Here is a 26174-nt window from a genome sequence, read left to right as displayed (position 1 = left end):
GACAAACTAGCCTGCAATACCGATCTTAGCGAGAGGGCTTGCACCGCGCAGCCCCTCCTGCCATCGCCTTTGTGCCCGGTGGCCTGCCCCGGCATGGTGCCGGGGGACTTGGCACCGGGCGCAAGGCGGCGCAGGATAAGGGCATGACCAGGACAGTCCCGGAGAATAGGGAGAACCCGATGAACGGCATGCAGCCGAAAGACCGCGTCCGCATGGATGATGAAGATCCGAGAGATCCCGATATCCCCGAACCCCAGGGCCCGGAAACCGAGGAGCCCGACAAGAACCGCACGCTTTCCTCGCCCGTTGGCGAACTGGAAAGCCGCCTGTTCGACCAGCGCAAGGTGCTGGTGTTCGGCCCGATCAATGACAAGATCGCCCGCGACGTGACCGGTCGCCTGCTGGCGCTGGCCGGTGCGTCGGACAAGCCGATCGACGTGTACGTGAACTCGCCCGGTGGGCATGTGGAAAGTGGTGACACCATCCACGACATGATCCGCTTTGTCGATTCGCTGGCCCCCATCAACATGATCGGCACGGGCTGGGTGGCGTCCGCCGGTGCCCTGATCTTTGCGGCGGGCAACAGGGAGCGGCGCTTCTGCCTGCCCAACACGCGCTTCCTGCTGCACCAGCCCATGGGCGGTGTGCGCGGTCCCGCGACCGATATCGATATCGAGGCTCGCGAAATCATCAAGATGCGTGCGCGCCTGAACCATATCTTCGCACGTGAGACGGGGCAGCCTTACGAGAAGGTCTGCAAGGACACGGACCGCAATTACTGGATGTCCGCGCCGGAAGCGATCGAATACGGGCTGGTGACGCGCGTGATCGACAAAATCTCGGACCTGCATTGATCCAGGGCAAGGCGGGCCGTACGGCCCGTCCGTAATGCTGCTGTTCCGTTTTGCAGGGGGTGCCCGGACTGACCGGGTGCCCCCTGCAGATTTCCTGTAACAGTCCTGCACCGAATGGTGCCTGAATATAATTGATGGGAACCGGCGACGAGGGTGTCAGGTCGGATGGATCGATGCCGCTGGCCGCGTTTCCACCCGACACCGTTCCGAGCAGCGAGCCGACATGACGAAATCACTCTCCGATATCTACACAACCCTGCCCGAAGCCCGTGACGCGGGTGCCGCCACCCCCGATGCGGTGGCGAAGGCCGATTTCAACGCCCGCCACTGGTCCAGCCCGGTGCCCGGCCCGCTCAGGCCCGGATCGGCCGAGCACAAGAAGGCCGTGGCGGACATGTTCCGCGAAACCTTCAACCCCTACAAGCCATCGGTCATTGAATGGCCCGAACTGGACAGGGAAACGCTGGAACGCGTGACCTCGCTGCCGATCTGGGACATCGCGGTCCAGACCGAAGGCAAGGCCCGCCTGCGCATGGCGGCCTATGCCCGGCTGATCGATGATCCGGACATGAAGGATGCCCTGTCACGCAATGCGTGGGAGGAAAACCGCCACAAGGAAGTGCTGTCCAAGATGGTGGAGGCCTATGGCATCCCGCTTGCGTCGGAGCCGCCCTACATCGAACCGCGTGATGTGGAATGGGCCTACATGGTCACGGGATTCTCGGAATGCGTGGACAGCTTCTTTGCCTTCGGCCTGTTCGCCATTGCCCAGAAATCAGCCTTTTTCCCCCCTGCGCTGATCGACACGTTCGAGCCGGTGATGCAGGAGGAATGCCGCCATATCCTGCTGTTCGCCAACTGGCTGGCGTGGCACCGCGCCACCATGCCGCTGTGGAAGCGCCCGTGGTTCGAGGCGCGCGTGATCGGCGTATGGTTCTTCCTGCTGTATGAACGCCTGGGCATGGTCACCACCTTCGATGCCGATGGCAACAGGCACCAGCAGGACAACAACTTCACCGTAAACGGCACCAAGGAGGTGGCCGATATCGATGTGCCGCTGCGCGACATGATCGATATCTGCCTGATCGAGAACGAACGCCGCTTCTCGGGTTACGACCCGCGCCTGCTGCGGCCGAAGCTTGCCCCCAACCTGGCGCGGTTCATCCGGCGGTTCCTCAGGCGCACGCCCAATTCGGCAAGCCTGGAAAGCCAGCCCGGCGCGGCCTGAGCCATATCCATGCCCCGGCCATGGCAAAGGTCCATGGCCGGGGGAAGCCATTCAGCCCAGCGTGGGTGTGGCGTTGCCTGCCCCGAAATCAAGCTGGCCCAGATAGGCCACACGCGTCGCGGGCACGATATCGCCAATCCGGCCGCCTTCGATGCGGGCATAGGCGGAAACCTTGCTTTCCTCCTCATCGGATGAGTTGACAGCCAGGCCCGCGAATTCCTTGCCCGCCTCATCGCGCAGCTGCCATACGTCGCCCCGTACCACCGCGTCATACTTGTAGCGGAAGCCGGGCAGGATTTTCGTCAGCAGCAGCGGCATGACGGTGGTGACGTCCAACGCGGTGCGCACGAATTCGGTACATGCGTCGTCGGGCACGAAATACCCCTTTGTCTTCGCCGCCATCATGATCAGGCCGGGTGTCGTCCCGTTTTTGGAAACGAGGCGGCTGCGGATGACGATCTTCTGGTCATCGCGTGAGATTTCCGATGCGATCATGACCGTGCCGACCGGGGCGGCCAGCAGGTCGGGCACCACGGTCATCTGGCTCAGGGGAAGGGTGGCGAGAATGGTCATCTTGCTGTCTCCATCACGGTGCAGGCGATTGGCGGAACGATCTGGACTGTGCGCTCCGTTACGTTTCATGACAACCATGCCCCCGCTCGGGTGTTCCATGCTGCATGGCACACGCGCGTGGCATGCGTGACAGAACTGTCCCGATCCGCTTGCAGGCGCGGTAATGTTGGCATGTCGGGACGGATGTCCCATGTAAGACAGGGAAGCCATGCGGCATGAGCCATGGCACGCAACGGGAGGGAAATCGGATGTCAGGTTCGGGTTGCATCATGAAGGGAATCGCGGCGCTGACTGTCGGGGCCATGCTGGCTGGCAGTGCGGGCATGGCGCAGGCACGAGGGCAGTCGGGTAGCGGCGGGGCCGGTGGCTACATGCCGGGCGAGACGGCGGGACAGAGTGCTTCGGCCGGGGTGTCGCAGTACAGCGCGCCGGAAATGGGTGCGGGTGGCGATGTGCCGCAGTTCAGCAATGATGGTGACGGGGAAGCCGACCAGATGACCGGCGCGATGATGATGCCGGGTTCCGCATCCGGAAGCCGGGCGCCGGGCATGACCGATGGCAGTTATTCCAACATGAATATTGGCGGTGAGGACAGCGCCCTTCTGCCCGGCGTCAACTGAGCCCACATGCGCGGGCGGTCTGGCCAGATCGTCCGCACCGTCCGGCCATTTGAACCACAGGTGACCGAAGTGACCGCTTATTCTTCCGTTTCCCCCCGCGGCCCCGTACGGTACAGTTGGGAAACCCGCTGGCTGCACTGGCTGACCGCCGTGCTGGTGGTCGAGCAGTTTACCGTAGGGCAGGTGGCGTGGCACCTGCTAGCCCGTGGCACGCCATCGCGGACGTTCCTGGTGGCGACCCATACATCGCTCGGCGTGCTGCTGGCAGCGGTGTTCACGACCCGCATCGCGTGGAGCATGACGGGCGGGCGGACGATCCGTTTTCCCGTTGTAACATTTCAGGACCGCGTCGCGCGGAGCGTGCATCGCCTGCTTTACCTGCTGCTGGGGGGCGAAATCGTGTTCGGCTACATGGCGCGCTGGTCCACCGGCCGGCCCGTCATGGCGTTTGGGGTGCCGATCAATTCACCTTTTCCGGTCCTGCTGCGCGGGTCACATTCCTTTTTCTCGTGGCTACATCACTGGAATGCATGGTTACTGTTTGTAACTGCACTCTTTCACGCTGGTGCGGGCCTGTATCACCTGTTTGTCTGCCGGGACCGGGTGTTCCAGCGCATGCTGTCGCGCGGATGAAAAAGGAAAGAAACTGGTATAAATTCCTAATATTTGGGAATCAAAAACACAAATAATGCAATTTATAAGTATAAAAATAGGAAAATAAACCTAATAATTGTGATTTTAACGCTTGATTTGTAATTAGAGTAATGCCTGGCCCCTATATATTCCCAATAAAGCGGCAGGAGCATGGCATTGTGGGATTCAGGGCAATATTTTTTTGTTGCATCCCAAGAGAGGGTTTACTAATATCAGGTTAATCTCAGCAAATAAAAATAAATAGCTGATCGCCTGTTTTATGCCCCTGTCGTAGGCGGTTAATGCCAGATGATCTCCGCATCCCCCATGCGGCGTCGGATATTGCCCTGAAATCTGTCGGCGGTTTGATGGTATTGATCGTTCAAAAATGGAAATCATGAGCAATCATATCTATGAACTGAAGGTATACAATCCCGTCCTGCTTGCTGGTGCGCTTGTTGTATGTGTTGCCGGTGCATGGATTACCATGCGCCTGATAACCCGTGTGGCAGAAACGCGTGGCAGGCAGCGTATCGGCTGGTATTTCCTGGCAGCCCTGGCTGGGGCCAGCTTTGTCTGGTCCACGCATTTCGTCGCCATGCTGGCGTATCGCTGCAACGCAGCCGTCAATCTGGATCCGGTCGAGACGGTGCTGTCCCTGCTGGCCATGTTCGTGGCCGTTCCGCTTGCGGTCATGGCCGCTATCCGGCTGTACGGGCGCGGTGGTTGCGCGGTGGGCGGGACAATCCTTGGTCTTGGTATCGGCAGCATGCATTACATCGGCATGGCCGCCTATCGGGTGGATGCCCCGGTGGTGTGGAACATGCCGCTGGTCGTGTTGTCGGTCCTGGCCGGCATCGTGCTGTCGTCGCTTGCTCTCATGCTGGCGCTGCGGCCAGCTACCGTGTCCCGGGAAGCCGGGATGACGCTGGCCATGGTCGGCGCGGTGGCCGGCCTGCATTTCACCGGCATGGCGGCCATGCACGTCGCCGTGCAGCCGCATATGCAGATGATGCACGATAACGGCCAGTTCCTGGCGATTGGCTTCGCGGTCATCGGTGGCTCCATGCTGACCATCATCGCCGGTATCGCCTGCTTTGTCATTGATGGCAGCGTGCGGCAGGATTCCTATGATGAACTGCACCGCATGGCAATGTCGGACGCGCTGACGGGCCTGCCGAACCGCATAAGCTTCAATGAACGGCTGGAGCAGGAAGTGGCAATGGCCGACCAGAGCGGCACGCAGTTCGCGCTGATCGGCATTGACCTGAACAAGTTCAAGGAAATCAATGATACGCGGGGGCACGCGGCGGGGGACATTGTCCTGACCACGCTGGCCGAGCGTTTCAGCGCCCTGCTGGGCAAGGGAGAGTTCGTGGCGAGGCTGGGGGGCGATGAGTTCATTGCCATCCACCGCACGTCCGACAGTGCCGAACTGCACGGCTTTGTCGAGCGCATCCGCCATGCGCTCAACCAGCCCATTCCCATTGATGATTATGTGGTGAGCAGCGGCGGCAGCATCGGGGTTGCGGTCTATCCCCTGGATGCGCAGGACAGCGAAACCCTGATCTCACGCGCGGACATGGCCATGTACCGTGCCAAGACCGACCTGCATGAGACCGTCTGGTATTACGAAAACTCCCTCGACCAGAATGCCAGCGCACGCCGGGCGCTGGGCGAGGACCTGAAGAAGGCGATGCAGGAAGGGCAGCTTTCGCTGTTCTATCAGGTACAGACGGTGGTCGCCACGGGCGAGATCTCGGGCTATGAGGCGCTGCTGCGCTGGGACCACCCGGCAAAGGGGGCCATTCCCCCACTTGAGATCATCGCTCTTGCCGATGAAAACGGCCTGATTGTCCAGCTGGGTGAATGGGTGCTGGAACAGGCCTGCCATGCGGCCATGGGCTGGGATGACAATGTGCGTGTCGCGGTCAACATGTCCGCCACGCAGTTCCTCCAGCCGCGCTTTGCCGATGTCGTGGCCGATATCCTGGACCGCAGCGGCCTGCCCGCGCGCCGTCTGGCAATCGAGATTACCGAAACCACGGTGCAGCGTGACCGCCGGCGTGCCCTCGCCATGGCGCGCAGGGTGCATACGCTGGGTGTGGGTCTTGCGCTTGATGAATTTGGCGGCAGCCATTCGGTCCTGTCGATGCTGTGTGATTTCCCGTTTGACAAGATCAAGATCGACCGCTCCCTGATGAAGCAGGTTGCAACGGATCCGGCCATGGCCGAACTGGTCCGCTCCGTCATGGTGGCGGGGCATGCGCTGCGGATTTCGGTGCTGGCCCAGGGGATCGAGACGGCGGACCAGCTTGCCGCGATCTCGTCCAGGGGCTGTGACGAAGGACAGGGCTACCTGATCGGTCATCCCACCCAGATGGCGCCAACCGCACCCGGCATGCGCCCCGATGATGCACATGGCATGCGTCAGCCTTTTGCCGCCCGCCCGCTGCGTGCCGCAGCTTCGCCATTATCGTATCCCGAGATCTGAGATTTCGGAATCTCTCATGAAACCGCACGAGTATGTAATGAACCCGCATGAAGAGCCAATGACAACTGAAGCAAAACCGGTTACGCGCGAACTCGACATGACCGCCGACGTCAGCCTCCAGCTGCTGGAGCAGGCAACGGACGGTGTCGTCATCATCAACGAGCGCAACGAGATCGTTTTCTTCAATCCGGCTGCCGAAAAGCTGTGGGGCTTTACTGAGAGCGAGGTGCTGGGCCGCAATGTCAGCTGCCTTGTTCCCTCGGTCTACCGTGGTGATCATGACAGCTACATCTACAAGAACCGCAAGACCGGCGTGAACCGCATTGTCGGGACATCGCGTGAGGTCACGTTCGAGAACAAGGCCGGTGACTACATCTCGGGCGAGATGTCGATTTCCACAGCCTTGCTCGGCCCGGAAAAGAAGCGCTACTACATGGCCTTCATGAAGGGTGTGACCGAGGAGAGCCATCGCCGCAAGCTGCTTGACCTGCAGAATACCGTATTCCAGGCCATCTCCAACGACATGCAGGTGGAGGACGTGGCCGACCTGGTGTGCCGTGAGGTGGAAAGCTTCGTGCCCAACACCGTATCCGCCATCATCCTGCTGGACGAGAACAACCGGCTGAGCATCCTGTCCGGTCCTGGCCTGCCGCGCCGTTATGCCGCCGCACTCGAGAACATGGTGCTGACCGAAGGGGACCTTGCGGCGCTGGGCAATGACCTGTCGGAAGCCAACTCCATCGTGTGGGACAGTTACCGCTCGCTGGGCATCTCGCTGGGACTGCATAACTGCTGGGCTTCGGCCATCAAGTCGCGTAATGGCCGGATTTCGGGCATTTTCGCCCTGTTCTCGCGCAATCAGTACAAGCTGAGCGACTGGCCGCAGAAAATCGTGACCGGCTGCGTGCCGTTCTGCAGCGTGGTGATCGAGAATTACGAGGCCCAGCAGCATATCTCCCAGCTGGCCAACCATGACTCCCTGACCGGTTTCCTCAACCGCACGGCGATCCACAAGATCATCAAGTCGATGATCGACCGCCCGGGTGACAACAAATTCGCGGTCTTCATGATCGATATCGACCGCTTCCGCGATATCAACGACACGCTGGGCCACATGAATGGCGATGCCTTCCTCCGGGCCATTGCCGAGCGGCTCAAGATGATGTCGCGCAGCAACTACATCCTCAGCCGCTCGGGTGGGGACGAGTTCGTCATCGTCATGCCGGACAGTGACGAGGAAAAGGCCACGGCCTTTGCCGAGGGGCTGATCAAGGCCATGCAGGAACCTGTCGAGATCGCGGGCAACCTGCTGATCGTGTCGCTTGGCATCGGCATAAGCCTCTTTCCCGAGAACGGGCCGGATGGGGAATCCCTGCTGGGCCATGCCGAGATCGCCATGCGGCGGTGCAAGAAGGAAGCCCGTGGCAGTTACTGCGTGTCCAGCACGGCGGATAACCGCGCCGCACAGGACCGGCTGCTGCTTGGTTCCGCCCTGCGTGAATCGCTAGCCAAGGGCATGCTCAACCTGCATTACCAGCCGCAGGTCGATATCAAGACCGGCAGGCTATATGGTGTGGAGGCGCTGTCGCGCTGGAAGCATCCCACGCTGGGCAACATCTACCCTTCACGCTTCATTGCCGTGGCGGAAGACACCGGCCAGATCGAGACGATCGGCACATGGTCGCTGGAGGAGGCGACCCGGCAGATCATCGACTGGGAGCAGAAGGGGCTTTATGTTCCCACCGTTTCGGTCAACCTGTCGGCCGCGCATTTCCGCAATCGCGGGTTGCCCGCGCTGATCGAGCGCATCCTGAAGGAACGTGCCCTCGACCCCGAGCGCCTGACCGTTGAAATAACGGAAAGCGTGATGATGGACGAGAACGAGGACACGATGGAAGGGCTGGCCGCCATCCGCAATCTTGGCGTCGGCCTGTCGATGGATGATTTCGGCACGGGGTATTCCAGCCTTTCGCGCCTGACGCGCCTGCCGCTGACCGAGATCAAGATCGACCGCAGCTTCATCATGAACCTTGAGCATGATCCCAATGCGCAGGCTGTGACCACGGCGGTCATCGGCATTGGCAACCGCCTGGACATGACGGTCGTGACAGAGGGTGTCGAGACCGAAGTCCAGCTCCAGCTGCTTCAGGGATTGAACTGCGATGTGGTGCAGGGTTACCTGTTCGCCCGGCCGATGGAGCCGGCCGACATGCTCGAATGGTCAAAGGGTCCTGCCCGCACGCTGGAGGCCAGCATAGTCGAGGCCGCCGCGCCAAAAGACGGGACCCAGACATGAAACTGCCCCGATAACCGACCATCTCCCGATCCCGGCGCCTGATTGGAAACAGGTGTTCATCATGTTGGATTACTATGAAACCCAAGAATTCCATTCCTCTACCCGCCGCTGAAACCATTCCTGACATCAGTTTCGAACTGCTCAGTCAGGCGAAGGATGGCATGATCATCATTGATGATCACAACATGATCCTGTACGCCAATCCTGCAGCCACGATATTGTGGGGGTATGATCCTGGCGAACTGGTGGGCAGGCCGGCCAATGAACTGCTGGCGGCATCGATGGAGAACGGTCACCTGCCGTTCAGCATGGATGTGCCCGCAGACCGGACAGGGCCGTTTGCCGATGAGGTCACGTTTGAAAACCGCAGCGGGGATTACATCTCCGCCGAGATCAGCCTGAGCACTGCCAAGGTGGGAACGCCAGGGCGGAACTACCGCCTGATGACGGTGCGTGGCATCACGGGCGCGGGCCATCGCAGCCGGGTGATGGAACTGCAGAATACGGTTTTCCGCTCGCTTTCCAGCGAGATCCAGATTCAGGACGTGGCCGACATGGTCTGCCGCGAAGTGGAGGTGCTGGTCCCCAACACCGTGGCCGTGCTGATCCTGCTGGACGACCAGAACCGCCTGCGTATCCTGTCCGGCCCCGGCATGCCGCGCCGCTTTGCCGCGGCGCTGGAGGAAATGCGCCTGACGGAGGCGGATATCGCGGCGCTGGCCAATGACCTGGGCGAGGCGACCACCATCGTGTGGGACAGCTATCGCTCCGTTGGCATTTCGCTGGGGCTGCACCACTGCTGGGCATCGGCCATCCGTACGCGCAACGGCCGCATTACCGGCATTTTCGCGCTGTATTCGCGTTCCGAGCGTAATCGCGGGGAATGGCCGGCGCAGATCGTGAACAGCTGCGTGCCCTTCTGTGGCGTGCTGATCGAGCAGCATGAGGCGCGCCAGCACATCTCGCAGCTGTCCAATTTCGATCCGCTGACCGGCTTCCTCAACCGTACCGCCGTGCACAAGGTGATCCGGTCCATGATCGGCCAGCCGGGTGACAACCACTTCGCGCTGTACATGATCGATATCGACCGTTTCCGCGATATCAATGACGCGCTGGGTCATATCAATGGCGACGGGTTCCTCAAATCCGTGTCGGAACGGCTGAAGGGTGTTTCACGCAGCAACTACGTGCTCAGCCGGTCCGGCCCGAACGAATTCCTGATCATCGTGCCGAACACGCGCAAGGAAGACGCGGTCAAGTTCGCCACCATACTGCATGACTGCGTAAAGCAGCCGATCGAGATCGGCGGCAACATGATCGTGCCGACACTGGGCATTGGCATAAGCGTCTTCCCTGAAAACGGGCCAGATGGTGAATCCCTGCTCAGCTATGCCGAGCAGGCCATGCGCCACGCCAAGCGCGCGGGTCTTGGCATGACTCACCTTGCCCGTTCGGAGGACAACAAGGCAGCACAGGACCGCCTGCTGCTGGGTTCCGCCCTGCGTGAATCGCTGGCCAAGGGGCTGCTCAACCTGCAGTACCAGCCGCAGATCGACGTGCGCAACAACACGCTGTATGGCGTGGAAGCGCTGTCACGGTGGAATCACCCCACACTGGGCAACATCTATCCTTCGCGCTTCATTGCCGTGGCGGAGGAGACCGGCCAGATCGAGGCCATTGGCACCTGGTCGCTTGAGCGCGCGGTGCAGCAGATCCTGGAGTGGGATGCTCACGGCGTGCATGTGCCCACCGTGGCGGTCAACCTTTCGGCGGGGCATTTCCGTAACCGCAACCTGCCCGGTTTCATTGCCCGTCTGCTCAGCGACAGCCAGCTTGAGCCGCATCGCCTGACGGTCGAGATTACCGAGAGCGTCATGATGACGGAAAACGAGGATACGAACATGGTCCTGCAGGCCATCCGTAACCTGGGTGTCGCGCTGTCGATGGATGATTTCGGCACCGGCTATTCGTCGCTTTCGCGTCTGACGCGCCTGCCGCTGACCGAGATCAAGATCGACCGCAGCTTCATTATGAACCTTGAGCATGATCCCAATGCCCAGGCGGTGACGACTGCAGTGATCGGCATTGGTGGCCGTCTTGGCATGACGGTGGTGACGGAAGGGGTGGAGACCATCCGCCAGCTTGACCTGCTGTGCCAGCTTGGCTGTGACGTGGTGCAGGGCTACCTGTTTGCGCGGCCCATGCCACCGGACAAGCTGGAGGAATGGCTCCGTGATGACAGGCTGGCCGCCGTACTGAAGGAAGCCAGGGAGGCACCGCCCGTCCTTTCGGGCGAATGACACACCGCGCCAGCAGGCGTCATGACCACACCCCGGTTCGCAAGGACCGGGGTGTTTTGTGTACGGGGCATGGGCATTTGCCCGGCGGCATGGTTTGCATGGCGGCAGGTGCATGCCATACATCAGGTGACAGACGTGCGGGGTCACACAATATCCGGCCCGGCGCGCCACCTGCCGCCCGTGCGCCCGCCTGTGGCCGGATGCGGGCCAATGACCACAGGATATGCCCATGACCTTACCCGTTTTTGATCTCTGCCTGAAAAATGGTAGCGTTGTCCTGCCCGACGCCACGGTCGTGACCGACGTTTACGTGCGTGACGGGCGGATTGCCCGCATTGGCGGGCAGGGGGATGCAGGCCGCGTGATCGACTGCACGGGGCTGACTGTCCTGCCCGGTGTGATCGATACGCAGGTCCATTTCCGTGAACCCGGCCTGACCGGGGCGGAAGATCTGGCAACGGGCAGCATGGCCGCCGTCATGGGGGGTGTGACCGCCGTGTTCGAGATGCCTAACACCAAGCCCCCCACCGATTGCCCCGAAGCCGTGCTGGACAAGCTGGAGCGGGCACGCGGGCGCATGTGGTGTGACCATGCCTTCTATGTCGGCGCCACCACGGACAATGCCGATCGCTGTGGCGAGCTGGAAATGCTGCCCGGCACGGCGGGCATCAAGATCTTCATGGGGTCTTCCACCGGCAGCCTGCTGGTGTCGGATGATGCCGTGCTGGAGCGCGTGCTGCGCGCCGGCCGCCGCCGCGTGGCCATCCATGCCGAGGATGAGACCCGCCTGCATGAACGCCTGTCCGAACGCAGGGCGGGCGATCCGTCCTCCCACCCCGTATGGCGCGATGAGGAAACGGCGCTGCGGGCGACGCAGCGTATCGTGCATCTGGCCCGGCGCACGGGGCGGCGCATCCATGTGCTGCATGTCACGACCCCGGCCGAACTGGAATTCCTGTCAGGCCACAAGGATATTGCCAGTTGCGAGGTCACACCCCAGCATCTGACGCTGGCGGGGGAGGAAGCGTATGCCGAACTGGGTACGCTGGCGCAGATGAACCCGCCCATCCGTGGCCGCACGTGGCGCGATGGCCTGTGGTACTGGATGGGCCAGGGTGTGCCCGACATCATCGGTTCCGACCATGCCCCCCATACGCTGGAAGCCAAGCGGCGCAGCTACCCCGACAGTCCGTCCGGCATGCCCGGCGTGCAGACCCTGCTGCCGCTCATGCTGGACCATGTGGCCCACGGGCGCGTGTCGCTGCGCCGGGTGGTGGACATGACATCGGCAGGCCCGCAGCGTCTGTTCGGGCTAGTGCGCAAGGGGCGCATCGCGGTGGGGTACGACGCTGATTTCTCGGTTGTGGACCTTGCCGCGCGCTGGATGGTGCAGCAGGACTGGCTGGCTTCGAAATGTGGCTGGTCGCCGTTTGTCGGGCGCGAACTGACGGGCCGCCCCATGGGCACGATTATCCGTGGCAATGTGGTGATGTGGGAAAACCAGCTTGCCCCGACCGCACAGGGCGAACCCCTGCTGTTCGAAGCCACGGACCGCCCGCAGGCCGCCTGACCGGCATGGCCTGCTGATAGAAAACAGTAGAAATTTTGGGGGCGTCGCCTTTTTCCATCAAGGGCGACGTTCCTGAAGCTTTCTGGAAAAAAGCTTCACCAAAACCTTCTTTCTGTTTTGGAAGCATGACAATGGGCCATCCTGTCTGCCAGATGGCATGCGGACAGATCCGGTAAAAGAAAGCTATTGTTTTTTAGGGAACTGAATGGTGCCCAAGGGCGGGATCGAACCACCGACACTGCGATTTTCAGTCGCATGCTCTACCAACTGAGCTACTTGGGCACCGGGCCGTTGTCCGGCTGGGTCAGGAGCAGGCGGGGCCTGCCGTGACGCTGGACAAGCGTTTAACCTACCTCATCATCGGGATCAACCCGTCTTGTGTATTTTTCATCTTCTTCTGATGGAAACGTGGCCGAGGGCACGCGGTACTGGCCTGAAAACCAGCGGCCCAGGTCAACATCGGCACAGCGGCGCGAACAGAACGGCCGGTAGCGCTGCTGGGCGGCCTGGCCACAGATGGGGCAGGGGGGAAGGGCAGACCGTTCAGTCATGGTCAAATCTCCAGCCATTGGCAGGAAGCGCCTGTGCCATGACCGGCTGAAGCACGCGGCCCGTCAGGCGTACGAAATCCGCCATCCAGTCCGGATGGTCCTGCAGGAGCTTCATGATACCATGCCCGCAGGCCAATGTGACAGGCCGCCCATTGGGGGGCATACCACGATAGGCCTGCATCTGGGCCCGCAGGTCGCGCAGCAGTTGCCCCTCACGCGAGTGAAAAAGTTCATGCAGCGGCGGATGCACGCGCGGGCGCACGATTTCCGCCAGGCCAAGTGCTGTGAAGCCAAGAAAGCGCGGGCGCAGCGGGTCATCCTTCAGCAGGGTTTCCACCGTTTCGGCCAGTGCGCGACGCTTGCGTATGGCCAGCCCCGCCACATCCACAATGATCGCCCCCGACAGGTTGCGCAGGCGCAACTGGCGCAGCAGGTCGGGCAGCGCGTCGCGGTTGGCGGCGAACTGTGCCGTCTGCTTGGGGCGGCGGTCCATGCTGGTGGCCCCGCCATCCATGTCGATCGCGACCAGTGCGGGCGTGGGCGTGATGCTGGCCGACATGCCGCCGGGCAGTGACACGACCGGGTCTTCCAGCGCGTCCACCTTGGCCCGCAGGTCGCTGTCAAAAGCGGAGGTGACGCGTGTCAGCCGCGGATGCAGCGCTGCGGGCAGCATGGCGGCAATGGTGGCATCATCAATAAGGATCGGTGCATCCGGATACTGCCGGGCCAGTTGCTCCAGCGGGGTCGGGCCACGGCGCAGCAGGCCGGGTTCGGACCCGCCGGGCAGGTCGGGTGGCAGGTTGCGCGCGCCCAGCCGTACCCCCTTGCCGCCCTGTGCACTGCGGGTGATGGTCACGAGAACCGTCTGCCCCTGCGTAAGGGGGCCAAGCCCTTCCGAATCGGGAAGGAAGCCAGCCTGTTCCAGTCCCGGCAGGGTAATGAAGGTCCCGCCCAGGGCAGGTACGTGGGCACTGACGCGGGCGCGGTAGATATCGCCCACACCATCGGCCATGTCGGGCCGCCATAGTGCGAAATCCAGCAGCACGTCATGGCCGGTTACGGCAATGCGGACCTCTCCGGGGCTGCTGCTGGCGCAGATGCGCATGCTCACCGCAGCCAGCACCCCTTCTGCCCGCGCAGCATCTGCGCCGTCTCGAACAGGGGCAGCCCGACAATGCCGGTATAACTGCCCGACAGGAACCGCACGAACGCCGCGGCATGCCCCTGTATGGCATAGCCCCCCGCCTTGCCCTGCCAGTCACCCGCCTCGATCAGTGCGTCGATCTGCAGGGGGGTCAGGCGTGAGAAGGCGACCGTGCTGGCCACCAGCCGGTTGCCCGCGCGCCCGTCCTTCCACGCGGCGGTGGGGCGCAGGGCCACGGCGGTAAAAACGGTATGGCGCCGCCCGGACAGCAGGTTCAGGCAGGCACGCGCCGTTGCCGCATCCTCCGCCTTGGGCAGGATGCGTCGGCCCAGGGCGACCACGGTATCAGCCGCGAGAACCAGTGCCGGACCATCCAGTACGGCCGCCACATGGTCGGCCTTCTCCATCGCCAGGCGCTGGGCATGGGGGCGGGGCAGTTCGTCGCGCCGGGGTGTTTCATCAAGATTGGCCGGGTGCACCCGGTCGGGCACGATCCCGATCTGGCGCAGGAGTTCCAGCCTGCGTGGCGAGGCCGAGGCAAGAACAAGCTGCGCGCCCGCATCCGCCCCGGTGGGAGCGGTGTTTTCGGTCATGACCGGCAAGGGCGGCTTACTTGAAGCGGAACGTGATGCGACCCTTTGTCAGGTCATAGGGCGTCATTTCCACGTTCACGCGGTCGCCTGCCAGTACGCGGATACGGTTCTTGCGCATCTTGCCGCTGGTATGCGCCAGAATGGTATGCTCATTATCCAGTGTGACGCGGAACATGGCATTGGGCAGCAGTTCGGTGACTGTGCCGCTGAATTCGATCATGTCTTCTTTCGACATCGTGTCCTTCAATCATCAAGGTTTGCCGTTCTGCCGCAGGCGTTGCATGCAGTACGGTTGGTTTATGTGGGGATACGCGCAGCCCGGGTCAAGTTCCGTTCTGCGCGCGCTTCAGGCTGTCCAGCCGGACCGACACGCTCAGCGCATGGGCATCAAGGCCTTCCGCTTCGGCCAGGCTTACGGCGGCGGGGCCGATTTCACGCAGCGACCCGGCCTGCGCACCAATGAACGTGGTACGTTTGATGAAGTCGAATACCGACAGCCCCGATGAAAAACGCGCCGTGCGGCTGGTCGGCAGCACATGGTTGGGACCACCGACATAATCGCCAATGGCTTCGGGGCAGTACCGCCCGATGAATATGGCGCCCGCATGCCGCACGCGGTCAAACACGGGTTCCGGCGCGTCAAGCATAAGCTCCAGATGTTCCGGCGCGATCTCGTTTACAAGGTCTGCCGCCTCATTCAGGTCGCGCACGGTTATGATCGCGCCGTGGGCGTCCCAGCTTGCGCGGGCGATTTCGGCACGCGGCAGGGTTTCAAGCTCGGTGGTGACGGCCTGTTCCACCTTCTGCGCCATGCCCGCGTCCGGCGTGATCAGGATGGACTGGGCCATGGGGTCGTGTTCCGCCTGTGCCAGCAGGTCGAGTGCTATGGCACGCGGATCGTTGTTGGCATCCGCCACCACGACCACCTCTGACGGACCGGCAATGCTGTCGATTCCCACCTTGCCGAAAACCTGTCGCTTGGCTTCTGCCACATAGGCATTGCCCGGCCCCACCACGCGGTCGACCGGGGCGATGGTGGCCGTACCGTAGGCCATTGCTCCCACCGCCTGCGCGCCGCCCACGCGGTAGATCTCGGTCACGCCCGCGCGCCGCGCCGCAGCCAGCACCAGCGGGTTGAGCACGCCACCGGGTGTTGGCACGCACATGGCGATGCGCCCGACACCCGCCACATGCGCGGGGATGGCGTTCATCAGCACGGAGGAAGGATAGGCCGCCTTGCCACCGGGCACGTACAGGCCAACCGAATCCAGCGCCGTCCAGCGCATGCCCAGCGTTACGCCCGCGCCGTCCACGTAACGCAGGTCGGATGGCATCTGGGCGCGGTGGAAGGATTCGATACGGGTGGCCGCCACTTCCAGCGCAGCCAGCAGGTCGGCCGATACTTCAGCACAGGCGGCATCCACCTCGGCTGCGGTAATGCGCAGGGTGGCGGGGGTGACATCGGCCCGGTCAAACTCGTTGGTGAACTCGCACAGTGCTGCGTCCCCACGGCTGCGCACGGCAGCCAGGATCTCGGTTACCGGGCCATCAACGCGGGCGGTGTCGCTGTCACGGTCGGCCAGCAGCGCGGTAAACAGGGTGCGGAAGTCGGGCTGGGTGGTATCGAGGCGCTTCATGCCGGCTGGTCCTTGCCCGGCACGGTGCTGGAGGCCAGCGCCGTGCGGAAGCGGTTGATGATGGCGGTAATCCGCTCGGGCCGGGTCTTGAGCGCCGTGCGGTTCACGATCAGGCGGCTGGTGACGTGGGCGATGGTGTGCGTCTCCTCCAGCCCGTTGGCGCGCAGGGTGGAGCCGGTATCCACCAGGTCCACGATCAGGTGTGAAAGATCGAGAACCGGGGCCAGTTCCATCGCGCCATGCAGGTGGACAATGCTGGCATTGATGCCGCGCGCCGCGAAATGCCGCCGGGTGAGGGAGGGGTATTTGGTCGCCACCCGCACCTGCGAGAGGCGGTTGGGATTGTCCTCCTGCCCGCTGCGGTCCTTCGGCTGGGCGATGGAAATGCGGCATCCGCCAATGCCCAGGTCAAGCGGGGCATAGATTTCGGGGTAGTCGAACTCCATCAGCACATCCGCGCCGCAGATGCCGATCTGCGCGCCGCCAAAGGCCACGAAAGTCGCCACATCGAACGAGCGCACGCGCACCACGTCCATGCCGGGGTCGTTGGTTTCAAAGCGCAGCAGGCGGCTTTTCTCGTCATTGAAGTCCGGTCCGGGCACGATGCCCGCCATATGCAGAAGCGGTGCCGCGGCTTTGAGGATACGGCCCTTGGGCAGGGCGAGTACCAGCGGGCTATCCGTTTCCGGAACGGCGTTCTGGGCCGGGGACAGGACGGTCAATGCATTCTCCGACATGAAGGCAGGCGCGCCCGGATATCCGGCGCACGTCTTTGGTGACATGCGCGCATACCACATTCAGCCATCATGCAGGAAGGGCAGTTTTCTCGGGGCAGCGGCCCGTCAGCCGGAAACGCGCTCGATATGCGCCCCGCACTGCGCCAGCTTGCGCTCCACGGCCTCGTACCCCCGGTCCAGATGGTAGACACGGCTCAGGATCGTCTCGCCATGGGCGGCAAGCCCCGCGATGATGAGCGAGAACGATGCCCGCAGGTCGGTTGCCATGACCGGCGCGCCAGAAAGCGAATGCACGCCCCGGATAATGGCGGAAGACCCGTGCACGTTGATGCGCGCGCCCATGCGGTTCAGTTCGGGCACATGCATGAAGCGGTTTTCAAAAATGGTCTCGGTCACCATCGAGGCCCCTTCCGCCACCGACAGCAGCGCCATGAACTGGGCCTGCATGTCGGTCGGGAAGCCGGGATAGGGCTCGGTCATGATATCGACCCCGCGCAGCGCGCCCGTGCGCTGCACGCGCACCGCGCCGTCTTCCTGCACCATTTCCACGCCTGCTTCCTCCAGCGCGCGGACCACGGCGCCAAGGTGCTCGATCTGTCCGCCCACCAGCCGCAGTTCGCCCCCGGTAATGGCGGCGGCACAGGCATAGGTGCCGCATTCGATCCGGTCGGGCATGACACGGTAGCGCGCGCCATGCAGCCCTTCCACCCCGTCAATCACCAGCTTGCCGGTGCCAATGCCGGTAATCCGCGCGCCCATGGCGTTGAGGCAGCCGACCAGATCGCCGATTTCCGGCTCACGCGCGGCATTGACGATCTCGGTGCGCCCCTTGGCCAGGGTCGCGGCCATCAGCAGGTTTTCCGTGGCGCCGACCGAGGCGAAGGGCAGGATCACCCGCTCACCCTTCAGCCCGTTCGGGGCTTCGGCATGGATGTAGCCATTCTCCAGCGTGATTTTGGCCCCCAGCGTTTCCAGCGCCTTGAGATGCATGTCAACCGGGCGGGTGCCGATGGCGCAGCCACCGGGCAGGGACACACGGGCTTCCCCGCACCGGGCCAGAAGCGGGCCGAGCACCAGGATGGAGGCGCGCATCATGGAAACGATATCGTAAGGTGCTTCGGTATTGGTAATGTTGCCGCCTACCGACAGCGTGCCGCCATCCCCGCTCACGTCCTCCACATCCAGACCGTGCTGCGCCAGCAGCCTGCGCATGGTGCGGATGTCGGCAATGCGGGGCACGTTGTCCAGTATCAGGCGTTCGGGGGTCAGCAGTCCCGCCACCAGAAGCTTGAGGGCCGAATTCTTGGCCCCCCCGATAACGATGTCCCCACGCAGCGGGTGCCCGCCGTGAATGATGAAACGGTCCATGACTTGCGGTTCCTGCCCTTACATGCGCGGTGGGGCGACGCCGACCTGCCCCATGTATTTGCCCTTGCGGTCGGCGTAGCTGACTTCACACGGTGATGCGCCCTGAAAGAACAGGAACTGGCAGATCCCCTCATTGGCATAGATGCGCGCGGGCAGGGGGGTTGTGTTGCTGATCTCGATCGTGACCTGGCCCTCCCATTCCGGCTCCAGTGGCGTCACGTTCACGATGATGCCGCAGCGCGCATAGGTGGATTTGCCCAGGCAGACCACCAGCGTGTCGCGCGGTATGCGGAAATATTCGACCGTGTGCGCCAGCACGAAGCTGTGCGGCGGGATGGTGCAGCAGTCACCATGGCGGGTGACGAAGCTGTTCTCGGCAAAGTTCTTGGGGTCGACCACCGCGTTGTCCACGTCGGTGAAAATCTTGAATTCATTGGCGACACGCGCGTCGTAGCCATAGGAGGACAGGCCGAAGGAGATCACGCCCTCACGGCTCTGCTTCTCCACAAAGGGCTCGATCATGCCATGTTCCGTGGCCATGCGGCGAATCCACGTATCAGGCATTATTGGCATGGGGTCCCTTCCCTTGGGCATGAGTGGCGCGGCCAGCGGCATGGGCATGCCGCTGGCCGATCCCTAACGAAGTGGCCGCCCGACCGCAACTGGCAATCACGCTTCGTTGCGGGATATGTCGTGGCCTGCGGGTGGGGGGGCGTCACCTGCCGGGGTGGCGCGGGCGCGGCTCTGCTGCTTGCGGCGGCGCAGGTTGGCGCGCAGGGCCTCGGCCTCGCGCTGCTGGCGGGCGCTTCGGGTGGCCTCCGCCCTGTCGGTCAGGCGGGGGGTATCTGGCCGTTCGGTCATGGTCGGTGTTTCGTCAGGCTGGGGCAGGCGCCCCGGCATGGGCCGGGGCGCGGGGCGTGGGGATGGATCAGGCGGTGGCGGCGGGTGCGGCGGGTTTCGTGTCCGGCCGTGTGGTGCCATGCGGGATGCCGCAGCGCGCCAGCAATTCGCGCAGGCCGACCACGACGGGGAAGATCTCGACATTGCGGTCGTGGCCCACCTCGTTCCATGCCGCCTGTTCCAGCTCCACGATTTCCTTGTCTTCCAGGAAGATGCGGTTGGTGAACCAGCCCAGCGCGGGCCAGATCAGGTCGATCAGCAGCGGGGTCTGGGGGCGCAGGATGGACAGCAGGCCAAAGGACTGGGTCATGCGCTGCTCCTTGTCCAGCGGCACATAGGCGGTCCACAGGTCCATGATCAGGTCACCGTCCTTGTCGGTGATGCGTAGGGTCTGGTACGGGTATTCCGTACGGATGGTCACGACCTCCTCGATGGGCTGTTCCTTGCCCTGCAGGTCCTTGTGCTTGCCAAAGATCAGGCGCTCGGCCAGCGGCTGCTGCCCCGCGCAGCGCATGAAGCTGTACCGTGCCTCAATGAAGTTCTCGCCCCTGTCCTGCCCCAGGAAGCGCGCCTTGATCTGCCCCATCTGGCGGCGGTGCAGGAACTGGTGGTTCATGTCCATCAGGTTTTCATGCATGAATGTGTAGTGGCAGTTCACACGCGGGCTGAAATGCTTGGTCTTGTACTTGGGGTTGTCGGTCTGCGCCAGCTTGGGGAAGGGGACGGTATCGGCCTTTTCCGGGTTGCCGGGAAAGATGAAGATCAGCCCGCCTGCTTCGCGCACCGGAAAGGTACGCACGCCGTTGGGCAGCTTGCCCTTGCCCAGATAGGGCACGTCGATGCAGCGGCCCGAGCGGCCGAATGCCCAGCCATGGTAGCAGCAGCGTACGGTCTGGCCGTTTACGGTGCCCTTGCTCAGCGGAACCTGGCGGTGGGGGCAGCGGTCGTACAGCGCGAACACGCTGCCTTCGGCCGGGCGGACCAGCACGATGGGCGTGCCCGCGTAGCTGACCGCCAGCGTTTTGTCTTTTTTAAGGTCGGCCGACCACGCCACGGGGTACCAGAAATCCGGGTCGCAATCGACCCGGCGCAGGTCGGGCTGGGGCGCCCGGGGTGCGGTGTCTGCCTGGACGGGGGAAATCTGGTTCATGTGGTGTGGTCCCGAAGTGTTCGCGTTGCAACGGCGGGCCACGGGCTATGCCCGTCCGCCAGAAGGAGGAATGCGCAATGGGTGAAGAATTACAGTCGTATTGTCGATTGTAAAACCACCCGCCGTATAAGGCACATGCTTAATGCAGGATGCTCGTCCGGGGTTTCCGCGCAGCTGATGAGGCAGATCAAGGCGGCATGGTCCCGGACATGGCATAATGGAACCACCCCGCCTGTCATCCCGCTTCGGGCAGGGTTACGTCATCGCCCCATGGCTGCCCGGCCACCATGTTGTGGTAGAAGGTATTTGCAAGCTGGGTGCCCAGCAGTTCGTCATATACGGCAAGTGTCGCGTACTGCATGGCCTGGGTGGAATAATGCGTACGCACGTTTTCACGTGCGCGCCATGCCAGTGTCTCGCGCTCCGTAATGTCCATCCCGGCCACATGCTGGATGCAGGCGGCCAGCGCCCTGACATCCTCGGGGGGGTAGGAAAAGCCGGTCACTCCGGTTTCCACCGTTTCCAGCGCCGCGCCATGGCCCGATACGATAACGGGGCAGCCCATGGCCTGGGCTTCCACCACCACACGCCCGAAGGGTTCGGGCCGGCGGGATGGCACGACAATCATGTCCGCCAGCATCATCGCGGCGGGCATGTCCGCACAGTGGCCGGCAAAGCGCAGCCGGGAGGCGATCCCGCCCTTCTGTGCCTGCGCTACAAGTCGCCGGCCCTCCTTCTCGTTCGTTTCCCCTACGAAGAGGCACACCCAGTCCCCGCCCAGTCCACCGCTCTGGTGCAGGTGGCACAGCGCTTCGACCAGCAGGGCGTGGCCTTTCCACGGGGTCACGCGCGCGGGCAGCATGATGACGGTGGCGCCATCGGGTACGTTCCACAGCCCGATCAGTTTCTGGACCCGGTTGCCGCGTACGCCACGGGGGTCGAAACGCACCATGTCCGCCCCGCGCGGGATCAGGCGCAGGCGGTCGCTGTCCACCTTGTACTCATCATGCAGGCGGGTGGCGATGTAGCGGCTTACGGCGATGACGCGCGCACCAGATGCCAGCACGCTGTTGTAGCGCTTCTTGCCCGGCAGGCTGGCGTCATGCACGCCATGCCACGTGGTGACCATGGGTACCCCCAGCCGCCGACATGCGTAATGGGCCGCCCATGCAGGTGCGCGGGAGCGGGCGTGAACAAGATTCACGCCATAATGCTGCATGACCTGGCGCAGCCGTCCGGCATTGCGCATGATGGAAATGGGGTTCTTGGCCCCAAGCTCCATTTCGACCGGAATGGCGCCGATATATTTCAGGCGCGGGACAAGGCGCCCGCCCGCGCTGGCCACGATGGCCGTGCCACCAGCCTGGACAATGGCCTGCGCCATTTCCAGCGTGCCATGTTCTATCCCGCCGGATTCGAGCGCGGGGAGCGCCTGTAATATGACAGGTCGGTCAGAAACGGTTTGCATCACGTTCCTTCATATCATGAACGTAGCGAAACTGCACGGGCTGGCAGCGAATGGGGGCTTTGCCCTTGACGTGTGCTGCGGCTGGGCCGACGAATGCGGTAATGAGAGTTTTCGCGTGCCTGCCCGTTTCCCTTTTGTCCATGCGGGCACAAGCCCATGCCCCTGTCATGTGCAGTCGCCCCGTGTTCCGGCGGGCCATGGCGCCCGGGCTGATGGCGGGTCTTGTCGTGGCGGGGGCCTGCATGCTGCTGGCTGCGGCCCTGGCCTGCGGGCGCGCATGGGCTGATGGTGGCGCCCCGGCCCCGGCGGATACACCCCCTGTCACCACGGCGTCCCAGCCCATGCAGCCCGCGGCCATGCATGAGGACTGGAGCTTTTCCCACTGCACCGCCACCCTGACTGATGACCCCGATGGCGCGCGCGATTATGCCGAGGACTGGCATGCCCATGGTGGCGGGCTGGAGGCCGAGCAGTGCGCGGCCCTTGCCCAGATGGAACTGGGGGATGTGGCGACGGCCGCCGTATCGCTCGACCGGCTGGCCCGTGTGCCCGGCTGGCCCGGGGGCGTGCCGCAGGGTGCCCAGCCCCCGGCGTCTGATACGCCCTGGTCCGTGCGCCGGCGCGCCACCGTGGCCGAGGAAGCCGCCCGCGCATGGCAGGCCGATGACAGCCCGAAACAGGCGATGGACAGTGCGACCTACGGGCTGACACTGGCACCGCAGGACGTGGCGCTGCGGCTGGTCTTTGCGCATGTGGCGGTGGAACTGGACCAGCCCCAGCGCGCCATCGACATGCTGACCCCCCTGCCTGCCGCGTCCGCCGCACGTGACGATGCGCTGGTGGCGCGCGCGGGCGCATGGCGCAGGCTGGGGCGGATCGGGCAGGGCATGGACGATATCAATGCGGCGCTGAAGGACATGCCCCACAATGTTCCGGCCCTGCTGGAACGCGGCATCCTGTACCAGCGCGAGGGCCGGATGGAAGAAGCCCGCGCCGACTGGCAGGAAGTGGTGACACTGGCCCCGGATTCGGATGAGGCCGATCTGGCGCGCCAGGACCTGTCCCTGCTGGAAACCGACCCCGAGGCACCCTGACCCCATGGCCCGCATCCTGGTAATCCGGCTGGGCGCGCTGGGGGATTTTGTCCAGTCCTTCGCGCCCTTCGCCACCATCCGCGCCCATCATGCCCATGATGTGGTGGACCTGCTGACCCAGGGTTTCCTTGCGGAACTGGCACGCCGGTCGCCATGGTTCGACCATGTGCTGGTCGACCGCAGGCCGCCATGGCACGACCTGCGGGCCGTGCTGGCGCTGCGCCGGGTGCTGCGCTCGTATGATTTCATCTATGACCTGCAGACATCGGGCCGCAGCACCCGCTACCTGCGCCTGTCGGGCCTGAAGGCATGGTCGGGAATCGGGCGCGGCGGGCAGGCGGTGCATGACAACCCCCAGCGGCGCTTCATGCATACCCGTACCCGTCAGCGCGACCAGCTGCGCTGCGCCGGGCTCGCGCCGCTCTGTAATCCCGATCTGTCATGGCTGGCCGCCGGTGGCCCGGTCCTGCCCGCCCCCTATGGCGTGCTGGTGCCCGGTGCCGCGGCCCACCGCCCCGCCAAGCGCTGGCCGGCCGCACGGTACGCAGCCCTTGCCGTGCGCATGCAGGCGCGCGGCCTGCTGCCGGTTGTGGTGGGGGGTGGGGGAGAAGCAGGGCTTGCCGCCACCATCCGGGCGGCCTGCCCGGCAGCGGTGGACCTGACCGGCCGCACCACGCTGCCCGAACTGGGCGGCGTGCTGGCGCGCGCGCGCTGCGCCGTGGGCAACGATACCGGCCCCATGCACATGGCGGCCGCCCTGGGCGTGCCCTGCACCGTGCTGTTTTCAGCCGACAGCAACCCGGCCCTGACCGCCCCCGTGGGGCAGTACGCAGGGCAGGTGAAGGTGATTTATGTGCACGATCTGGCCACCGTGCACGTGGACAGGGTTGCGGCAACGCTCGCCTGACGCCATTACAGCGGAACATCTTCTTACCGGAGCAATGAAACCATGCCTGCCATCACCCTGCCTGACGGATCCGTTCGCCGCTTTGACGGGGCAGTGACGGGCACTACCGTGGCACAGTCCATTGGCGCGGGCCTTGCGCGCGCCGCCCTTGCCATGGAAGTGGACGGCAAGCTCATGGATATCGGCCGCCCGGTCGATCATGATGCCCATGTCCGTTTCATCACGCGCAAGGACCCCGAAGCGCTGGAAATGATCCGCCACGATGCGGCCCACGTGCTGGCGGAAGCGGTGCAGTCGCTGTTCCCCGGCACGCAGGTCACCATCGGCCCGTCCATCGAAAACGGGTTCTATTACGATTTCTACCGCAACGAGCCGTTTACCCCGGACGATTTCGCCGCGATTGAAAAGCGCATGGCCGAGATCGTGGCCGCGAACGAACCCTTCGTGCGTGAGGCATGGCCGCGTGAAAAGGCCATCGAATTCTTTGAAAACAGGGGTGAACGCTTCAAGGCCGAACTGATCCGCGACCTGCCCGAAGACGAGGAAATCTCGATCTACCGCCAGGGCGAATGGCTGGACCTGTGCCGTGGCCCCCATCTGCGCGGCACGGCCGATGTGGGCAACGCCTTCAAGCTGATGAAGGTGGCGGGTGCCTACTGGCGCGGCGACCACCGCAACCCCATGCTGACGCGCATCTACGGCACGGCATGGCGCGACCGCAAGGAGCTTGAGGCGCACCTGCACCAGCTGGAGGAAGCCGAGCGCCGCGACCACCGCCGCATTGGCCGCGAGATGGACCTGTTCCACATTCAGGAAGAAGCCGTGGGCCAGATATTCTGGCACCCCAAGGGCTGGCGCCTGTATTCGGTGCTGCAGGACTACATGCGCCGGGCGCAGAACAGTAACGGCTATCAGGAAGTGCGCACGCCGCAGCTTGTCGACCGTGCGCTGTGGGAAGCCTCCGGCCACTGGGACAAATACCGTGAGCACATGTTCATCGCCACCGTCGAGGACGAGGACAAGACCCTCGCGCTCAAGCCGATGAACTGCCCGTGCCATGTGCAGATCTTCCGCCATGGCCTGCGCTCCTACCGTGAACTGCCGCTGCGCATGGCGGAATTCGGTGCCTGCCACCGTTATGAGCCATCCGGCGCGCTGCATGGCATCATGCGCGTGCGTGGCTTCACGCAGGATGATGCGCATATATTCTGCACCGAAGACCAGATTGCCGATGAAACCGCCCGGTTCGTGCGCATGCTGTCCGATGTGTACCAGGACCTTGGCTTCGAGCATTTCCGCGTGAAATTTGCCGACCGCCCCGAGCAGCGCGCCGGTGATGACGCGACATGGGACCGTGCGGAAAACGCGCTGAAGGTCGCCTGCGACATGGCGGGTGTGACCTATGAATACAATGCGGGTGAGGGGGCGTTCTACGGCCCCAAGCTGGAATTCGTGCTGCGTGACGCCATTGGCCGGGACTGGCAGTGCGGCACGCTGCAGGTTGACTACGTGCTGCCTGAACGGCTTGACGCCTCCTATGTTGGCGAGGACAGTGCACGCCACCGCCCCGTCATGCTGCACCGGGCAATTCTGGGGTCGTTCGAGCGATTCCTTGGCATCCTGATCGAACAGCACGCGGGCCGTTTCCCGCTGTGGCTGGCGCCGGTGCAGGTGGTTGTTGCCTCGATCGTGACCGATGCGGCGGACTATGCCCGGCAGGTGGCCGACAGCCTGCGCGCGGCGGGCCTGGTTGTGGAAGCCGACCTGCGCAACGAGAAAATCAACGCCAAGATTCGTGAACACAGCCTGGCCCGCGTGCCGGTCATTCTGGTCGTGGGCCGCAAGGAGGCAGAGGAAAAGACCGTTGCCATGCGCCGCCTTGGCGGCAAAACGCAGGAGGTGCTGCCATTGGATGAAGCCGTATCCACCCTTGAACATGAGGCCCTGCCACCCGATATCCGCAGGAAGCGGCAGTGACATCACGCCCCCTGTGCCGTAACTGCATGGCAGTTTTCGCAGGCGCGGGACAAGACAGTACTTGATCTGGGGCGCGTCTT

At 63.6% G+C, this 26174-nt stretch carries 23 protein-coding genes and 1 tRNA gene; 11 read left to right on the top strand and 13 right to left on the bottom strand.

Translation table 11 applies throughout. From position 1 onward, the window contains the following. The first annotated feature begins 179 nt into the window (after positions 1–179). The gene (locus LDL32_RS09675) at positions 180–854 is read left to right on the top strand and encodes an ATP-dependent Clp protease proteolytic subunit (RefSeq protein WP_233068806.1); all 675 of its coding nucleotides are present in this window, start codon (positions 180–182) and stop codon (positions 852–854) included. Between the two features lie 223 nt (positions 855–1077). Continuing rightward, a complete protein-coding gene (locus LDL32_RS09670) occupies positions 1078–2082 on the top strand; it encodes a ferritin-like domain-containing protein (protein ID WP_233066316.1) in 1005 nt (334 codons plus the stop codon). A gap of 51 nt (positions 2083–2133) precedes the next feature. On the opposite strand, the gene LDL32_RS09665 is transcribed toward LDL32_RS09670, so the two are convergent. Continuing rightward, positions 2134–2655 carry a hypothetical protein gene (locus tag LDL32_RS09665; RefSeq protein WP_233066313.1) on the bottom strand — a complete coding sequence of 174 codons (522 nt, stop codon included), beginning with the start codon at positions 2653–2655 and terminating at the stop codon, positions 2134–2136. Between the two features lie 248 nt (positions 2656–2903). Here LDL32_RS09665 and LDL32_RS09660 point away from each other — a divergent pair, with 248 nt between their 5' ends. From LDL32_RS09660 to LDL32_RS09635, 6 genes are all read left to right on the top strand, one after another. Beyond that, complete coding sequence (locus LDL32_RS09660; RefSeq protein WP_233066309.1) at positions 2904–3275, top strand: hypothetical protein; 372 nt, start codon at positions 2904–2906, stop codon at positions 3273–3275. A gap of 69 nt (positions 3276–3344) precedes the next feature. Beyond that, positions 3345–3908 carry a cytochrome b/b6 domain-containing protein gene (locus LDL32_RS09655; protein WP_233068804.1) on the top strand — a complete coding sequence of 188 codons (564 nt, stop codon included), beginning with the start codon at positions 3345–3347 and terminating at the stop codon, positions 3906–3908. Between the two features lie 397 nt (positions 3909–4305). Then, entirely contained in the window at positions 4306–6402 is a 2097-nt protein-coding gene (locus tag LDL32_RS09650; RefSeq protein WP_233066306.1) for a bifunctional diguanylate cyclase/phosphodiesterase, read from the top strand. Between the two features lie 58 nt (positions 6403–6460). Next, positions 6461–8698, top strand: a complete 2238-nt coding sequence (locus LDL32_RS09645) for an EAL domain-containing protein (protein ID WP_233066303.1) — start codon at positions 6461–6463, stop codon at positions 8696–8698. Between the two features lie 74 nt (positions 8699–8772). Then, the gene (locus tag LDL32_RS09640; RefSeq protein ID WP_233066301.1) at positions 8773–10998 is read left to right on the top strand and encodes an EAL domain-containing protein; all 2226 of its coding nucleotides are present in this window, start codon (positions 8773–8775) and stop codon (positions 10996–10998) included. A 229-nt stretch (positions 10999–11227) separates the two neighbouring features. Continuing rightward, complete coding sequence (locus tag LDL32_RS09635) at positions 11228–12568, top strand: dihydroorotase (protein WP_233066299.1); 1341 nt, start codon at positions 11228–11230, stop codon at positions 12566–12568. A 206-nt stretch (positions 12569–12774) separates the two neighbouring features. Here LDL32_RS09635 and LDL32_RS09630 read toward each other — a convergent pair. From LDL32_RS09630 to LDL32_RS09575, 12 genes are all read right to left on the bottom strand, one after another. After that, positions 12775–12850 (bottom strand) — tRNA-Phe (locus tag LDL32_RS09630). Between the two features lie 62 nt (positions 12851–12912). Continuing rightward, the gene (locus LDL32_RS09625) at positions 12913–13119 is read right to left on the bottom strand and encodes a DNA gyrase inhibitor YacG (protein WP_233066297.1); all 207 of its coding nucleotides are present in this window, start codon (positions 13117–13119) and stop codon (positions 12913–12915) included. Further along, the gene (locus LDL32_RS09620; protein ID WP_233066295.1) at positions 13112–14224 is read right to left on the bottom strand and encodes a ribonuclease E/G; all 1113 of its coding nucleotides are present in this window, start codon (positions 14222–14224) and stop codon (positions 13112–13114) included. The genes LDL32_RS09625 and LDL32_RS09620 overlap by 8 nt, the downstream gene beginning before the upstream one ends. A gap of 2 nt (positions 14225–14226) precedes the next feature. Beyond that, positions 14227–14856 carry a nucleoside triphosphate pyrophosphatase gene (locus tag LDL32_RS09615; protein WP_233066293.1) on the bottom strand — a complete coding sequence of 210 codons (630 nt, stop codon included), beginning with the start codon at positions 14854–14856 and terminating at the stop codon, positions 14227–14229. A 16-nt stretch (positions 14857–14872) separates the two neighbouring features. Next, positions 14873–15091, bottom strand: a complete 219-nt coding sequence (infA, locus tag LDL32_RS09610) for a translation initiation factor IF-1 (RefSeq protein WP_010508114.1) — start codon at positions 15089–15091, stop codon at positions 14873–14875. Positions 15092–15179: 88 nt separating this feature from the next. Further along, positions 15180–16493 carry a histidinol dehydrogenase gene (gene hisD / locus LDL32_RS09605; RefSeq protein WP_233066290.1) on the bottom strand — a complete coding sequence of 438 codons (1314 nt, stop codon included), beginning with the start codon at positions 16491–16493 and terminating at the stop codon, positions 15180–15182. Further along, positions 16490–17230 carry an ATP phosphoribosyltransferase gene (gene hisG, locus LDL32_RS09600; RefSeq protein WP_233066288.1) on the bottom strand — a complete coding sequence of 247 codons (741 nt, stop codon included), beginning with the start codon at positions 17228–17230 and terminating at the stop codon, positions 16490–16492. The genes hisD and hisG overlap by 4 nt, the downstream gene beginning before the upstream one ends. A 105-nt stretch (positions 17231–17335) precedes the next feature. Further along, positions 17336–18598, bottom strand: coding sequence for a UDP-N-acetylglucosamine 1-carboxyvinyltransferase (gene murA / locus LDL32_RS09595; protein WP_233066286.1), 1263 nt, complete (start codon positions 18596–18598; stop codon positions 17336–17338). An 18-nt stretch (positions 18599–18616) separates the two neighbouring features. Then, positions 18617–19171 carry a dCTP deaminase gene (gene dcd / locus LDL32_RS09590; RefSeq protein ID WP_233066284.1) on the bottom strand — a complete coding sequence of 185 codons (555 nt, stop codon included), beginning with the start codon at positions 19169–19171 and terminating at the stop codon, positions 18617–18619. A 96-nt stretch (positions 19172–19267) separates the two neighbouring features. Continuing rightward, positions 19268–19459, bottom strand: a complete 192-nt coding sequence (locus LDL32_RS09585) for a hypothetical protein (protein WP_233066282.1) — start codon at positions 19457–19459, stop codon at positions 19268–19270. Positions 19460–19526: 67 nt separating this feature from the next. Next, positions 19527–20648, bottom strand: coding sequence for an aromatic ring-hydroxylating dioxygenase subunit alpha (locus LDL32_RS09580; protein ID WP_233066280.1), 1122 nt, complete (start codon positions 20646–20648; stop codon positions 19527–19529). Between the two features lie 235 nt (positions 20649–20883). Next, a complete protein-coding gene (locus LDL32_RS09575; RefSeq protein WP_233066278.1) occupies positions 20884–22116 on the bottom strand; it encodes a glycosyltransferase family 4 protein in 1233 nt (410 codons plus the stop codon). 167 nt (positions 22117–22283) lie between these two features. On the opposite strand from LDL32_RS09575, the gene LDL32_RS09570 reads away from it, so the two are divergent. The 3 genes from LDL32_RS09570 to thrS are packed head-to-tail and all read left to right on the top strand — an operon-like array spanning position 22284 to position 26094. Continuing rightward, entirely contained in the window at positions 22284–23210 is a 927-nt protein-coding gene (locus LDL32_RS09570) for a lipopolysaccharide assembly protein LapB (RefSeq protein ID WP_233066276.1), read from the top strand. A 4-nt stretch (positions 23211–23214) separates the two neighbouring features. Continuing rightward, complete coding sequence (locus LDL32_RS09565; protein WP_233066274.1) at positions 23215–24117, top strand: glycosyltransferase family 9 protein; 903 nt, start codon at positions 23215–23217, stop codon at positions 24115–24117. A gap of 42 nt (positions 24118–24159) precedes the next feature. Beyond that, positions 24160–26094, top strand: coding sequence for a threonine--tRNA ligase (gene thrS, locus LDL32_RS09560; protein WP_233066272.1), 1935 nt, complete (start codon positions 24160–24162; stop codon positions 26092–26094). Positions 26095–26174: the final 80 nt, after the last annotated feature.

The sequence above is a fragment of the Komagataeibacter sp. FNDCF1 genome (genome assembly GCF_021295335.1).
In the GTDB taxonomy this organism is placed as follows: domain Bacteria; phylum Pseudomonadota; class Alphaproteobacteria; order Acetobacterales; family Acetobacteraceae; genus Komagataeibacter.
The sequence above is the reverse complement of the archived record's forward strand: the minus strand, read 5'-3'. Positions and strand labels throughout refer to the sequence as shown.